We start from the raw sequence: 13,948 nt of genomic DNA, 5'->3' as shown, positions 1-13,948 counted from the left end.
CGTGCTCAGATACATTCTCTGGCGCATCGCCGCCATGGTGCCGACGCTCTTCGTCATTTCGGCGCTTGTTTTCACCATCATCGAGCTGCCGCCCGGCGACTTCTTCGAGAGCCAGATCGCCGAGCTGCGCGCCTCCGGCGAGGCCGCCAACCTCCAGGAAATCGAGGAGATGCGCCAGCAATACGGCTTCGACAAGCCGGAGATCGTGCGCTATTTCTACTGGGTCGGCGGCATGCTGCACGGCGATTTCGGCTATTCCTTCGAATACCAGCTGCCGGTCTCGGACGTGGTCGGCGAACGGTTGTGGCTGACGATCCTCGTCTCCTTCACGACGATCCTGCTCACCTGGCTGATCGCCTTTCCGATCGGCATCTATTCGGCGACGCATCAGTATAGCTGGGGCGATTACGGGCTGACCTTTCTCGGCCTGCTCGGCATCGCCATTCCGAACTTCATGCTGGCGCTGATCCTGATGTATTTCGCCAATGTCTGGTTCGGGCTGTCGATCGGCCATCTGATGGACCAGCAATATCTCAACGCACCGATGAGCTGGGAAAAGGCGAAGTCGATCCTCGCCCATCTCTGGATCCCCGTCATCATCGTTGGCACGGCCGGCACGGCCGGCATGATCCGGCGGCTGCGCGCCAATCTTCTCGACGAGATGCAGAAGCAATATGTGACGACGGCCCGCGCCAAGGGCCTGCATCCGATGCGGGCGCTGGTCAAATATCCGCTGCGCATGGCGCTCAATTTCTTCATCGCCGATATCGGCTCGATCCTGCCGTCGATCATCTCGGGCGCCGAGATCGTCGCCATCGTGCTGTCGCTGGAGACGACCGGGCCGATGCTGATCAAGGCGCTGCAGAGCCAGGACATGTATCTCGCCGGCTCCTTCCTGATGTTCCTCGCCTTCCTCAACGTCATCGGCGTGCTGATCTCCGATATCGCCCTCGGTTTCCTCGATCCCCGCATCCGTCTGCAAGGCAGGAGCACCAAATAATGTCGCCCCTTCCCGCACCCGGCGCGCCGCTGCCGCACTACGTCTCCACCGCTCCCTTCGATCCGCATGCGACCGAGAGCATGACGGCGGCGCAATCGCGCATCCATCTCGCCTCGCAGAAGCAACTGATGTGGTGGAAGTTCAAGCAGCACAGGCTCGCTTTGATCTCCGGCATCTTTCTCGCCGCCGTCTACCTGATGATCCTTATCGTCGAGTTCCTGGCGCCTTACGGCCTGCACACGCGCAACGTCGACTTCATCCATGCACCACCTCAGCGCGTCCATTTCTTCGACAAGGGCGAGTTCGTCGGTCCCTTCGTCTACGGCCGCAGCATGACGCTCGATCTCGACACGCTGCACCGCGTCTATACCGACAGGCCGAACGACGTGCAGCCGATCCGCTTCTTCTGCCGCGGCGATTCCTATAGATTCTGGGGTCTCGTCGCCTCGAACTACCATCTCATCTGCCCGGCGATCGGTGGCCAGATGTTCCTGCTCGGCACCGACCGGCTCGGCCGCGACGTGCTGTCGCGCATCCTCTACGGCGCGCGTATATCGCTGACGATCGGCCTGATCGGCATTTCGATCAGCTTCGTGCTCGGCATCGTCATCGGCGGCCTTGCCGGATACTGGGGCGGCGTCTTCGACCTCATCGTCCAGCGCCTGATCGAGGTGCTGCAATCGCTGCCAAGCCTGCCGCTGTGGATGGCGCTCGCCGCCATCATGCCGGTGACCTGGAGCCCGATCGTCATATATTTCGGCATCACCGTCATCCTCGGAATCATCGACTGGACCGGGCTGGCGCGGGCCGTGCGCTCCAAGCTCCTGGCATTGCGCGAGGAGGATTACGTCCAGGCCGCGCAGCTGATGGGGGCCAGCACGCCGCGCATCATTGGCCGCCATCTGGTGCCGGGCTTCATGTCGCATCTCATCGCTTCGGCGACGATTTCGATCCCCGGCATGATCCTCGGCGAGACCGCGCTCTCCTTCCTCGGCCTCGGCCTTCGACCGCCGATCACCAGCTGGGGCATTCTGCTGACCGAGGCAAAAAGCGTCAGCGTCATCGCCTTCTATCCTTGGCTGCTCTTTCCGATCATTCCTGTTGTTCTTGTCATTTTGGCGTTCAACTTTCTGGGAGACGGCTTGCGCGATGCGGCAGATCCCTACAAATAGCGGCAAGCTCGGCGGCGCCGTCCGGCATCGCGCCCGCCTCTTGGCCTCCGGATGGTGGGGGTGCTAACTATGATGTTCACCCCGGAGGGAACACCCATGGCCAGACGTCTCGAAGATGCTCGCATCCTCATGTACAGCCACGACACGTTCGGCCTCGGCCATCTCAGGCGCTGTCGCGCCATCGCCCATGCGCTGGTCGAAGACTATCGCGGCCTCAACATCCTGATCATTTCAGGGGCGACGATCGCCGGCGCCTTCGATTACCGCGCCCGCGTCGACTTCGTGAAGATCCCGAGCGTGATCAAGCTGCGCAACGGCGAATATACGTCGCTTGCCAGCCACATCGATCTGCACGAAACGCTGAAGATGCGCGAATCGAGCATCCGCCACACGGCCGAGACCTTCCAGCCCGACATTTTCATCGTCGACAAGGAGCCGATGGGATTGAAGGGCGAGGTCGAGGATACGCTCGCTTATCTCAAGGCCCGTGGCACCGTGCTGGTGCTAGGGCTGCGGGAGATCATGGACGCGCCGCATCTGCTCGAGGCCGAGTGGAAGAAGAACAGCGTCATGCAGAAGATCGACCAATATTACGACAGCGTCTGGGTCTACGGCCCCCCGGATTTCTACGATCCGCTTGTTGGTCTCGACGTGCCGGCCAGCCTGCGCCGGAAGATGGATTTTGTCGGCTTCCTGCAGCGCAGCGTCTCCAAAGGCAAGAGCTCGATCAACGCCCGCAAGGACAATTATCTGCTCGTCACCACAGGCGGCGGCGGCGACGGCTCCGATCTCGTCCATGACGTCATGAACGCCTATGAGGCCGATCCGACGCTGACGCAGAAGGCGCTGGTCGTGCTCGGGCCCTATATGCCGGCCGCCGAGCGCGCCAAGCTGGTGCAGAAGGGCGAAGCCATTCCCTATATCGAGGTGATCGAATTCGACAATCACATGGAAGAGCTGATCGCCGGCGCCACCGGCGTCGTCGCCATGGGCGGATATAACACCTATTGCGAGATCCTCTCCTTCGATAAGCCGGCCCTCATCGTGCCCCGCGTCAAGCCGCGCGAGGAGCAGCTGCTGCGCGCGAAGCGGGCCAGCGAACTCGGCCTCGTCGAGATGCTGCTGCCGGAGCAATCGGTTGATCCCGCCATCATGGCCGCGGCGCTGAAGCGCTTGCCCTCTCGCCTGCCGCCGTCGAAAAGCGGCAGCAATATGCATCTCGAAGGGCTGGACCATATCTCGCAGACCGTCGGCCGATGGCTCGACGGCCGGGCCACCCACCTAGCCGTTGTCGGCGCAGAATAGGGCACAGCCTTGCCGCCACGCCGCAAGATACTCGTCGTGCTGAAAGGCTATCCCCGCCTTTCGGAAACCTTCATCGCCCAGGAATTGCTCGGCCTCGAAAGGGCCGGCTTCGACCTGACGCTGATTTCCATGCGCCGACCGACCGACAAGAAGCGCCATCCGGTGCATGACGAGATCAAGGCGAGTGTCGTCTATCTGCCGGAATATCTGCACGAGGAACCGATTCGCGTGCTGAAAGGCCTCGTCGCCGGCTTCGGTAAAACCGGCTTCAAGGCGCTGATCAAACGCTTCCTCGCCGACCTCAAGCGCGACCTCTCCCGCAACCGCTTCCGCCGTCTCGGCCAGGCGCTGGTGCTGGCGCGCGAATGGCCTGATGGAGGCGAGTGGCTGCATGCTCATTTCATCCATACGCCGGCCTCGGTGACGGAATATACCAGCATCCTGACGGGCACGCCCTGGACCTGTTCGGCCCATGCCAAGGACATATGGACCTCGCCCGACTGGGAACTGAAGGAGAAGCTGAAGCGCGCCCGCTGGACCGTCACCTGCACTCGGTCTGGCTACGAACACATGCGCGTGCTGACATCGCGCAAGGAGGCGGTACATTTGAGCTATCACGGCCTCGATCTCGCCCGCTTCGGCCATTTTTCCGGCGCGCATTCGCAGAGGACCGGCAACAACCCGGCTGATCCGGCCTTCATCCTCAGCGTCGGCCGCGCCGTCGAGAAGAAGGGCTACGACGTCTTGCTTCGGGCGCTGGCGCTGCTGCCGGCGGACCTCCATTGGCGCATGGAGCATATCGGCGGCGGTGACGAGCTTGCCAGGCTGAAGGCGCTCGCCGCCGAGCTCGGCCTCTCCGGCCGCATCATCTGGAAGGGCGCCATGGCGCAGGAAGACGTGCTCGACCACTACCGCCGCGCCGACGTCTTTGCGCTCGCCTGCCGCATCGCCGCCAACGGCGACCGCGACGGCCTGCCGAACGTGTTGGTCGAGGCCGCGAGCCAGCGTCTCGTCTGCGTCTCCACGACAGTATCCGGCGTGCCGGAACTGCTGACGGATGGCGAGAACGGCCTCGTCGTGCCGCCGGAGGATTCGGCGCTGCTTGCCCGGGCGCTGGAGGTGGCGATCCGCGATCCGGCGCTGCGCCAGCGCCTCGGCGACGCCGCCGAAAGGCGGGTGCGCGAGGACTTCGACTATCACTCCAGCATCAGACAGCTCGCCGGCCTGTTCGAGGCCGAATGGCAGAAGGCGTCATGACGGCACCGCGTATCTTCTTCTATGTCCAGCATCTGCTCGGCATCGGCCACATCGCCCGCGCCAGCCGCATCGCCAATGCGCTGGTCAGGGACGGTTTCGACGTCACCGTCGTCACCGGCGGCCTGCCGGTACCGGGCTTTCCCGGCGAGGGTGTGAAGACCGTTGCCCTGCCGTCGGTCGTCGCCAGCAATGCCGGTTTCTCCGGCCTCGCCGATGCCGATGGCCAGCCGGCCGGCGAAGAATTCCTGGCCGCCCGCCGGCAATTGCTGCTCGATGCCTTCCATGCCACAAGGCCCGATGTCGTCATCATCGAGGCCTTCCCCTTCGGCCGGCGGCAGATGCGCTTCGAACTCCTGCCCTTGCTCGCTGCGATCGAGAAGACCGAACCGCGGCCGAAACTCCTAAGCTCGGTGCGCGACATCCTGCAGGAAAACCGCAAGGCCGGCCGCGACGCGGAGACCGCCGCCCTGGTCAACCATCACTTCGACGCTGTGCTCGTCCATGGCGATCCCGGCTTCGTCAGGCTCGAAGATACTTTCCCGCTGACGCCAGAAATCGCCGACAGTCTGCGTTATACCGGCCTCGTTACGCCGCCGCCGGCGCCCGAACCGACGGAAACCTTCGACATTATCGCATCGGCCGGCGGCGGCGCGGTCGGCGCCGAGCTGATCGGCGCGGCGAAGGAGGCGGCGGCGCTGCTGCCGGGCGATCTTCGCTGGCTGCTGATCTCAGGTCCCAACCTGCCGGAGGCCGATTTCGCCAGACTGTCGCGGGACGCAGCCCCGAATGTGACTCTGGTTCGCTTTCGCAAGGATTTTCCCTCGCTCTTGCGCGGCGCCAGGGTATCGATCTCGCAGGCCGGCTACAACACGGTCGGCGACCTCTTGCGCACCGAGTGCCGGCCGATCCTCATCCCCTTCGTCGCCGGCGGCGAGACCGAACAGACAGTGCGCGCCGAACGGCTGCAGGCGCTGGGTCTTGCCGACATCCTGCCGGAACGGGGGCTGACCTCCACACATGTGAAAGAGGCTGTCGAAAAGGCGCTGACAGCGCCCCGGCAGGAGCCGGTTTCGCTCGATCTCGACGGGGCGGAGAAGACGGCCGCCATCATTCGCTCGATGATTGCCGAATCGCTCGCCTAATTTAAAAATCCTGTGATATAAGCAGAGTTCCGGCGAGAATCGGCCTTTCTGCAGCCGGTCCCTTCGCCTTGTTTTCATTGCGATATCGGCGGTCCGGCTGCATGGTCCTGTTCTCGACATTTCCTCCCGTCCCGCGCCAGGATCGCGCCTTCGAAATTTCCCAGCACGCTGACGGTTAGCCAATGGAAAAGAGCCTCGCCCGCTATATCTGGAAGAACACGCGGCTGCAGCAGCTGTGGATCCTGGCTGTCGTCGCGGCCTCGATGATCCCTTATTTCCTGTCCTTCGACCTGCCGAAGCAGATCGTCAACGGACCGATCCAGGGCGACGGCTTTGAAGGCCCCGGCGCAACCCAGACCTTCATGCACATCGCCTATGACATTCCGCTGATCGGCCATGTCGAATTCTTCAAGGGCGTGCAGCTCGACCGCTTCCAGATGCTGATGGCCCTGAGCCTCGTGTTCCTGGCGCTGGTGGTGCTAAACGGGCTCTTCAAGTTCTACATCAACACCTATAAGGGCCGGCTCGGCGAACGCATGCTGCGCCGCATCCGCTTCGAACTGATCGACCGGGTGCTGCGGTTTCCGCCGGCTCATTTCAAGCGGGTGAAATCGGCCGAGATCGCCACCATGATCAAGGACGAAGTGGAGCCGATGGGCGGTTTCACCGGCGACGCCTTCGTCTCGCCCGCCCTGCTCGGCGGCCAGGCGATCACCGCGCTCGCCTTCATCATCGTGCAGAATTTCTGGCTCGGCATGATCGCCGCCGCCATCGTCGGCGTCCAGGCCGTCGTCATTCCCCGCATGCGCAAGCGCCTGCTGGATCTCGGCCGCCAGCGGCAGCTGACGGCGCGCGAACTTTCCGGCCGCGTCGGCGAAATCGTCGACGGCATCGGCACGATCCACGGCAACGACACGTCCAACCTCGAACGCGCCGACATCGCCTGGCGGCTCGGCCGCATCTTCTCGATCCGCTACGACCTTTACCAGTGGAAGTTCCTGGTGAAGTTCATCAACAACTTCCTCGCCCAGGTCACGCCCTTCCTGTTCTACGCGATCGGCGGTTATCTGGCGCTGCAGGGCCGGCTCGACATCGGCCAGCTCGTCGCAGTCATCTCGGCGTACAAGGACCTGCCCGGGCCGCTGAAGGAACTGATCGACTGGGACCAGATGCGTCAGGACGTGCAGGTGAAATACCAGCAGGTCTACGAGCAGTTCAACGTCGAGCCCTTGATCGAGAGCCACATCCAGGAATTGGCGACCGCACCCGTGGGCGCACTGACCAGCGCGCTGGTCGTCACCAACCTCACGCTCTCCGATGACAGCGGCGCCCGCCTCGTCGACCACGTCTCGGTCGAAATCAAGCCGAACGAGACGGTTGCGATCGTCGGTCCGAACGGCAGTGGCGCCGAAGCCTTCGCCGAAGCGCTCGGCCGGATGGTCTGGCCCGACTCCGGCCGCATCACCATCGACGGACGCGACCTGCTCGAGCTGCCGGAATCGATCACCGGTCGCCGCATCTCCTATGCCTCGGCCGACACCTTCTTCTTCCATGGCACGCTCGCCAGCAATCTGCTCTACGGCCTCAAGCACGCGCCGATGATCGACGCCGTCTACGACGAGAAAGAAGCGCAGGAGTATAAATGGCATTCCATCGAGGCGGTGAAGGCCGGCAACCCGACGCTCGACCTCAACAGCGATTGGGTGGATTACCAGGCGGCCGGCGCCAATGGACCGGATGATCTCCTCAAAGCGATCCGGCCGGTGCTCGACGCCGTGCTGATCTCGCAGGACATCCTCGACCTGGCGCTGCGCTCGAACGTCAATACCAACGTGCATGTGGCGGTCAGCGACCATGTCGTGGCGCTGCGCGCGTCGCTGCGCGACCGGCTGCGCGACGAAGGTCTCGACGGCATCGTCGTGCCTTTTGATTTCGACGCCTACAACGCCCAGGCGACGGTCGGTGAGAACCTGCTCTTCGGCACCATGAAGCGGCCGCTGATGACCAACCGCCGGCTCGCCGCCCATCCCTATTTCCAGCAGCTCTTCCGCGAGACGGGCCTCAGCACCGATCTCTACGCCATGGGCCTCGAGATTGCCGAAAACGCCGTCGAACTCTTCCACGACCTGCCGCCGGATCATCCTTTCTTCCAGCAGCTGACCTTCATGACGGCGGACGACATTCCGACCTATCAGGCGCTCCTGCAGAAGCTGCAAAGCCGCCGCTTCGAGGACGCCACGCCTGAGGAGCGCTCCGCCATCATCCGGCTGAGCTTCGCCTATATCGAGCCGCGCCACCGCTTCGGCCTTTTGACCAACGAGCTGATGGACAAGATCGTCAGCGCCCGCAAGCAGTTCCACGCGCATATTCCGGCCGATCTCGCCGAGCTGATCGAGCGCTACGACGCCGAGCGTTTCACGCCGTCGGCCAGCCTGATGGACAATGTGCTCTTCGGCCGCATCGCCTATCAGCAGGCCGACGCCTCCGACCGCATCCGCGCCATCATGGGCGAGCTCTTCGACGCACTCGATCTTTATGACGATGTCCTGTCGATCGGCCTCGAATTCGACGTCGGCTCCGGCGGCAAGCGGTTGACCATGGTGCAGCGCCAGAAGCTGAACCTGGCCCGCGCGCTTCTGAAGCGCTCGGATTATTTCGTCTTCAATCGGCCGTTGTCGGCACTCGATCAACGCGTTCAGGATCAGATCACCCGCAACATCATCGAAGACCTGCATAAGGAAGGTGAGCGCCCGGCGATCATCTGGGTGCTTTCGAATGCGCGGATGGCCGAAATGTTCGACCGAATCCTGCTCTTCGACCGCGGCGGGCTGGCGGAGGCCGGAAACTATCCGGAACTTTCCGAGAAAAACGGTATGTTCAAGGAACTGTTATCGTAATATTCTATTGGGGCGGCGATGGTAGGCGTTCCCGGGGGAACGCCCCGAATTGAGGCGCCTGGTTCCAAGAACCCTGCGTCAGGGGATTGAAACGCTCATGTTATTGAGAGACGAAGTCGAAATGCTGCGCCGGGTGCCGATCTTTTCGAGGATTGCGCCAGCGAAACTCAAGCTTTTGGCCTTCACCTCCGACCGCATGACCTACAAGGCCGGTCAGGATCTCTTCCATCAGGGCGATGTCGGCGACGCCGCCTATGTCATCCTCTCCGGCAGCGCCGATATCATCGTCTCCTCGCCGGCCGGCGAGATCAAGGTCGCCGACGTCGAGCTCAATTCCATCGTCGGCGAAATCGCCATTCTCTGCGATGTCTCGCGCACGGCAACGGTGCGCGCCACCTCGCCGCTCGAAGTATTGCGCATCAGCAAGGAGCACTTTTTAAAGCTGCTCAGCGACTTCCCGGAGATGGCCGTGGAAATCATGCGCGTGCTCGCCGACCGCCTGAACCACACGACCGCCGAACTGACGGCAGCGCGGGCTGCCAAGCAGCCGCAGATGGCGCAGTAAGAATATTCAGCGTTTCGGTGGCCATTGTTGAGCGCCGTGCAGAAGGCGCAAAATCTCCACCCGTCTGATTTTCTGACGAACACGATAGATCACAATAAAGGACGTGCGCGAAATGACGAGTTCGCGCGTTCCGTCAATTCGTCCGGGCCGGCCGATCTCGGGCTGATCGATGAGCAAATCCGTTTGGCGCTCGATCTCGTCAAGGTGGCTTATCGCGGCGCTGAGATTCTGATCGGCGATAAACTGTATTGCTCGCTTGCGATCTGACGCAGCTTTCGCACGCCAGATGAGCTTCACTTGGCTTTACCCTTAAGGCGCGCCACCAACTCTGCTCGTTCGCGCGCCATCTCTTTCTTGACCGTCTCGTGCGGAATCCCGACCGTGTCAGGATCATCGGCCTCCCGGATCGCCTCCTCGACCTGTTCGCGAAACCACTTGTCGTATTCTGCTGCCTCATGGGTGCGGCGCAGGGCTGCCGCACGATCCGGCCGAGAGACAGTCTCGGGAGCGTAATCGGCCGCATCGACATCGAACTGGGAGATGCCGACATCCTTGAGATAGGAAACCAGGGTATCCATGCGCTTGAACAGGCGCACCTTGCGGCTGCGCTGGGCGGCAAGCGGGCGTTCGGCCTTGCCGTAGCGGATGACGACGGACCAGCCGCCGGTTTTGCCGACGACGTGAGCAGCATCGACCGCCCCTGCCTCGACAAGACGGGAAAGCGTCGAATGATCGATGGTTTCTGCGGTCATGTCAAATCCTCGCTGATCCCGAAGATTGGCGCATTTAATTATAGATTGCAATGCATTCAATAATTGACATTGTATTTGCAATGGTCCAGCAGATGTCAGGCGCAAGGCCACGGCTGCTGCAGCCTTTGTGCCGCGTGGCTGCCCCTCACCCTAACCCTCTCCCGGTAAACGGGGCGAGGGGACGTGACCTGCGAGAGGCTGGCGGGGAACGGAGGGAATATGCACATGAACAGACTCTTTCGCGGGCGTTCGCGACCACCCTGGATGCGGTGTCTGCCATGATATCTTCCACGATCGTCGTTACAGGGTGCAACGCCGGCAAGGGAAAGTCAGGCCGAAGCGGCCAAGCGACACAGAATACACCCTATTCAAACGGGACTCTGCCTTCGACAAAGGCGGCAATATCCGACCTCAACGGAGATTGAGCGGTATGCGCATCGAGCCGATAAAAATCATGCTGCTTGCCGGCGTAGATTTTCCAGCACTGGGGAACAGCGTTATTCCAGCTTTCAACTGGCCGGTATGGATCGAGTTCTCCCCAGAAGACCATGGTGGGTATAGCGAGGGGAGACGTTTCGAAGCGCAATCTGGTTGATGACACGCAGATCAGCGCCTGGAGTTCCAGACCCTCTTTGACCGCATTCCACAGGACCGTTCCACCGGCGCTAAAACCGATCCCCAAGCACCCGCGTCCGTCGATCTCACGAAGTGCCCGGACCGCATGCCGCATGCCGTCACGGTTGAAAAGATGGTCGTGAAGCGCGTCTCCACGCAGATCGGGACGCCCGCTCAGATCGGCCAGTTGCAAATCTTGTCGCTGAAAGCTGCCAGCATCCAGCAGCTCGACAAAGGTTTCGGGAAAGCCGTGGATATCGCCAACGACCAGATGTTGCATTTCGACGATGCCGCTCTTCGCTTCGATAGATGATAACGGCCGCCGGTTTCCCGGCGGACTGTCTCGATCTTATTCCCGCTGCTCCAGCGCCTTGCTGAAGGCGAGTGCTGCGAGCGTACAGATGGCGCCGGAGAGCAGGTAGTAACCGACGAAGGTCAGGCCGAAGCGGCTGGAGAGGCTGAGGGCCACCAGCGGCGCAAAGCCGGCGCCGATCAGCCAGGCAAGGTCGGAGGTGAAGGCGGCGCCGGTATACCGATAGCCGCGACCGAAGCGCGACGAGATCGAACCGGTCGCCTGGCCGAAGGACAGCCCGAGCACGCCGAAGCCGATGATGACGAAGGCGTCGTGGCCGTTATTGCCCGAGGCGATCAGGATCGGTCCGATAAAGCTGAAGATGGCGATGATGACGGCGCAGATGGCGAGCTGGGCACGCCGGCCGATGCGATCGGCGATCAGCCCCGAGGCGACGATGGCGACGACGCCGACCAGGGCGCCGATCACCTGCACCACCATGAAGGCGCCGATCGGCTGATTGCCGTAAAGGCTCATCCAGCCGAGCGGGAAGATGGTGACCAGGTGGAACATGGCGAAACTGGCGAGCGGCACGAAGGCGCCGATCAGGATGTCGCGGCCGTGAACGCGCAGCACCTGGAGGATCGGTGCGGCCTCCAGTTCATGCTGCTCCAGGAGCGTACCGAATTCCTTGGTCATGACCAGCCGCAGACGCGCAAACAGCGCCACGACGTTGATCGCGAAGGCGACGAAGAAGGGATAGCGCCAGCCCCAGGAGAGGAAATCCTCGCTGGACAGGTTGGCGACGAAATAACCGAAGAGCGTGCTTGCCAGCGCAAAGCCGATCGGCGCGCCGAGCTGCGGGATCATCGCGTACCAGCCGCGGTGATTGGGCGGCGCGTTGAGCGCGAGCAGCGAGGCAAGACCGTCCCAGGCGCCGCCGAGCGCAAAACCCTGGCCGAGACGGAAAAGCGCCAGCAGGGCGATCGACCAGACGCCGATCTCCGCGTAACCCGGAAGGAAGGCGATCGAGGCCGTGGAGCCGCCGAGCAGGAAGAGCGCGATGGTGAGCTTTGTGCCGCGCCCGTACATCCGGTCGATCGTCATGAAGACGACGGAGCCGACCGGACGGGCGAGGAAAGCGAGCGAGAAGATGGCGAAGGAATAGAGCGTCGCTGTCAGCCGGTCCGGTGCGAAGGGAAAGACGAGCTGCGGAAAGACCAGGACCGAGGCGAGGCCATAGACGAAGAAATCGAAGAATTCCGACATGCGGCCGATCACCACGCCGATGGCGATGCTGCCCGGCGAAACCGGCTTGTCGTCGTGAATGCGCCGCGCGTCGCGTTCCAGCGACGACGATGACGGTCCGTAATGCGATGCTGTGGCCATGAAACGCCTCCCTCGTTGAGGCGCTTTCGGCACGGCGCCTCAACCTGATCTTGATCAAACCCGCAGGCTTATCAAGTCCGTAAGATGCAAATAGTTCATCATCGCGGCTTAAATTGAGCCGGGCCGGGAAAAATGCGTGATCCCGGCGGTGATTTTTCCCCTGCTAAAGCTGGCCGGCCCGGCTCTTGCGGATATATTGAGTGGACATGCGCGCGCAAAAAATCCTTCTTAATTTCATCAGGATTTCAAGGCGGTAGCGCAACACGATTCTGCCGCACTGCGGCATCTTTGCTGCACTGCGACTTTCCGCCTCATGTCGCTATCGGGTTCAGTGCTTTAGTCGCGGTCAAAACGAAACAACAAGAGCTTAGAGACGTGCAAAAACTCATGAAGTTTTCCCGCCTTCTATCCGTCTTGCCGCTGCTTTTCCTGGCAGGATGCAACATGGTGGTCATGGCGCCCTCGGGCGACATCGCCGTGCAACAGCGCGATCTGATCGTCATCTCGACGGTGCTGATGCTTTTGATCATCGTCCCGGTGATCTTCCTGACGCTGCTCTTCGCCTGGCGCTACCGCCGCTCCAACACGGCCGCCGCTTACGCGCCGGAATGGCATCATTCGACCCGCCTCGAAATCGTCATCTGGGCGGCACCCCTGGCGATCATCATTGCGCTCGGCGCCGTCACCTGGATTTCCACGCACAAGCTCGATCCCTACCGCCCGCTCGACCGGCTCGATGCCGAGCGCGCCATCCCGGCCGATACAAAGCCGCTGACCGTCGAGGTCGTGGCGCTCGACTGGAAATGGCTGTTCTTCTATCCCGAACTCGGCATTGCCACCGTCAACGAGCTCGCCGCCCCCGTCGACATGCCGGTCAATTTCAAGATCACCGCATCCTCAGTGATGAACTCCTTCTACATCCCCGCCCTTGCCGGCCAGATCTACGCCATGCCCGGCATGGAGACGAAGCTGCACGCCGTCATCAACCGGGAGGGCGAATATGAAGGCTTCTCCGCCAATTACAGCGGCGCCGGTTTCTCGCACATGCGCTTCAAGTTCCATGGCCTCACCCGCGAAGGCTTCGACGCCTGGGTGGCCAAGGTCAAGCAGCAGGGCACGATGCTCAATCGCGACGCCTATCTCAAGCTCGAGAAGCCGAGCGAGAAGGAGCCGGTGCGCTATTATGCCGGCGCCGACGCCGATCTCTACGACGCCATCCTCAACATGTGCGCCACCCCGGGCAAGATGTGCATGAACGAAATGATGCATATCGACATGACGGGCGGCGGCGGCAAGGAAAGCGCCGAAAACCGCGAGAAGCTGCAATACGACAACCGCCATGCCGCCGAAGACGTCGTCGAGCCTGGAGCTACTGTGCCGGCAACGGGCGTTCCGGCACAGGTCGAGCCGCCCAAGAGCAGCGATGGCAACGGCATGCAGCACGACATGCCCGGCATGCACAGCACGCCCGGAATGGACATGCAGCATGACGGCCATTCCATGCCCGACACGGGCAACGGCGCCGATCCGGCGCCGGCGCAGCTCAACAACAACAATTAACC

General features: G+C 62.2%; 12 protein-coding genes. 8 read left to right on the top strand and 4 right to left on the bottom strand.

Features of this window, described 5'->3' with window-relative positions; all coding sequences use genetic code 11:
• The first annotated feature begins 1 nt into the window (after position 1).
• From NL154_RS25660 to NL154_RS25630, 7 genes are all read left to right on the top strand, one after another.
• Positions 2-1,000, top strand: a complete 999-nt coding sequence (locus tag NL154_RS25660) for an ABC transporter permease (RefSeq protein ID WP_210632504.1) — start codon at positions 2-4, stop codon at positions 998-1,000.
• Positions 1,000-2,172 carry an ABC transporter permease gene (locus tag NL154_RS25655; RefSeq protein WP_210632503.1) on the top strand — a complete coding sequence of 391 codons (1,173 nt, stop codon included), beginning with the start codon at positions 1,000-1,002 and terminating at the stop codon, positions 2,170-2,172. The genes NL154_RS25660 and NL154_RS25655 overlap by 1 nt, the downstream gene beginning before the upstream one ends.
• A gap of 96 nt (positions 2,173-2,268) precedes the next feature.
• Positions 2,269-3,477, top strand: a complete 1,209-nt coding sequence (locus NL154_RS25650; RefSeq protein ID WP_210632502.1) for a glycosyltransferase family protein — start codon at positions 2,269-2,271, stop codon at positions 3,475-3,477.
• A 9-nt stretch (positions 3,478-3,486) separates the two neighbouring features.
• On the top strand, positions 3,487-4,734 hold the full coding sequence (locus tag NL154_RS25645; RefSeq protein ID WP_434734468.1) for a glycosyltransferase: 1,248 nt from the start codon (positions 3,487-3,489) through the stop codon (positions 4,732-4,734).
• Positions 4,731-5,876 carry a glycosyltransferase family protein gene (locus tag NL154_RS25640; RefSeq protein ID WP_434734467.1) on the top strand — a complete coding sequence of 382 codons (1,146 nt, stop codon included), beginning with the start codon at positions 4,731-4,733 and terminating at the stop codon, positions 5,874-5,876. Before NL154_RS25645 ends, NL154_RS25640 begins: the two co-directional genes overlap by 4 nt.
• 182 nt (positions 5,877-6,058) lie before the next feature.
• Entirely contained in the window at positions 6,059-8,773 is a 2,715-nt protein-coding gene (locus NL154_RS25635; protein ID WP_221123089.1) for an ABC transporter ATP-binding protein, read from the top strand.
• Positions 8,774-8,870: 97 nt separating this feature from the next.
• The gene (locus tag NL154_RS25630) at positions 8,871-9,338 is read left to right on the top strand and encodes a cyclic nucleotide-binding domain-containing protein (protein ID WP_004679746.1); all 468 of its coding nucleotides are present in this window, start codon (positions 8,871-8,873) and stop codon (positions 9,336-9,338) included.
• Positions 9,339-9,344: 6 nt separating this feature from the next.
• On the opposite strand, the gene NL154_RS25625 is transcribed toward NL154_RS25630, so the two are convergent.
• The 4 genes from NL154_RS25625 to NL154_RS25610 all read right to left on the bottom strand — a co-directional run bounded on the left by NL154_RS25625 (position 9,345) and on the right by NL154_RS25610 (position 12,386).
• The gene (locus NL154_RS25625; protein WP_221144848.1) at positions 9,345-9,635 is read right to left on the bottom strand and encodes a type II toxin-antitoxin system RelE/ParE family toxin; all 291 of its coding nucleotides are present in this window, start codon (positions 9,633-9,635) and stop codon (positions 9,345-9,347) included.
• Positions 9,632-10,090 carry a hypothetical protein gene (locus NL154_RS25620; RefSeq protein WP_210632497.1) on the bottom strand — a complete coding sequence of 153 codons (459 nt, stop codon included), beginning with the start codon at positions 10,088-10,090 and terminating at the stop codon, positions 9,632-9,634. Before NL154_RS25620 ends, NL154_RS25625 begins: the two co-directional genes overlap by 4 nt.
• Before the next feature lie 364 nt (positions 10,091-10,454).
• A complete protein-coding gene (locus tag NL154_RS25615; protein WP_434734466.1) occupies positions 10,455-10,985 on the bottom strand; it encodes an alpha/beta hydrolase in 531 nt (176 codons plus the stop codon).
• A gap of 69 nt (positions 10,986-11,054) precedes the next feature.
• On the bottom strand, positions 11,055-12,386 hold the full coding sequence (locus NL154_RS25610) for an MFS transporter (protein ID WP_210632495.1): 1,332 nt from the start codon (positions 12,384-12,386) through the stop codon (positions 11,055-11,057).
• A 375-nt stretch (positions 12,387-12,761) separates the two neighbouring features.
• Between NL154_RS25610 and cyoA the strand changes: the two genes are divergently transcribed.
• Positions 12,762-13,946, top strand: a complete 1,185-nt coding sequence (gene cyoA / locus NL154_RS25605; protein ID WP_221123086.1) for a ubiquinol oxidase subunit II — start codon at positions 12,762-12,764, stop codon at positions 13,944-13,946.
• Positions 13,947-13,948 lie beyond the last annotated feature (2 nt).

Origin of the sequence: Rhizobium sp. YTUHZ044, assembly GCF_051123975.1 — a bacterium.
In the GTDB taxonomy this organism is placed as follows: domain Bacteria; phylum Pseudomonadota; class Alphaproteobacteria; order Rhizobiales; family Rhizobiaceae; genus Rhizobium.
This window is presented reverse-complemented; position numbering and strand designations above follow the sequence as displayed.

Excerpts from the sequence above, each read along its gene's own strand:
- NL154_RS25650 (WP_210632502.1), top strand. The coding sequence starts at position 2,269 with ATGGCCAGACGTCTCGAAGATGCTCGCATCCTCATGTACAGCCACGAC.
- NL154_RS25640 (WP_434734467.1), top strand. The coding sequence starts at position 4,731 with ATGACGGCACCGCGTATCTTCTTCTATGTCCAGCATCTGCTCGGCATC.
- NL154_RS25630 (WP_004679746.1), top strand. The coding sequence starts at position 8,871 with ATGTTATTGAGAGACGAAGTCGAAATGCTGCGCCGGGTGCCGATCTTT.
- NL154_RS25610 (WP_210632495.1), bottom strand. The coding sequence starts at position 12,386 with ATGGCCACAGCATCGCATTACGGACCGTCATCGTCGTCGCTGGAACGC.
- NL154_RS25615 (WP_434734466.1), bottom strand. The coding sequence starts at position 10,985 with ATGCAACATCTGGTCGTTGGCGATATCCACGGCTTTCCCGAAACCTTT.
- NL154_RS25655 (WP_210632503.1), top strand. The coding sequence starts at position 1,000 with ATGTCGCCCCTTCCCGCACCCGGCGCGCCGCTGCCGCACTACGTCTCC.
- NL154_RS25635 (WP_221123089.1), top strand. The coding sequence starts at position 6,059 with ATGGAAAAGAGCCTCGCCCGCTATATCTGGAAGAACACGCGGCTGCAG.
- NL154_RS25620 (WP_210632497.1), bottom strand. The coding sequence starts at position 10,090 with ATGACCGCAGAAACCATCGATCATTCGACGCTTTCCCGTCTTGTCGAG.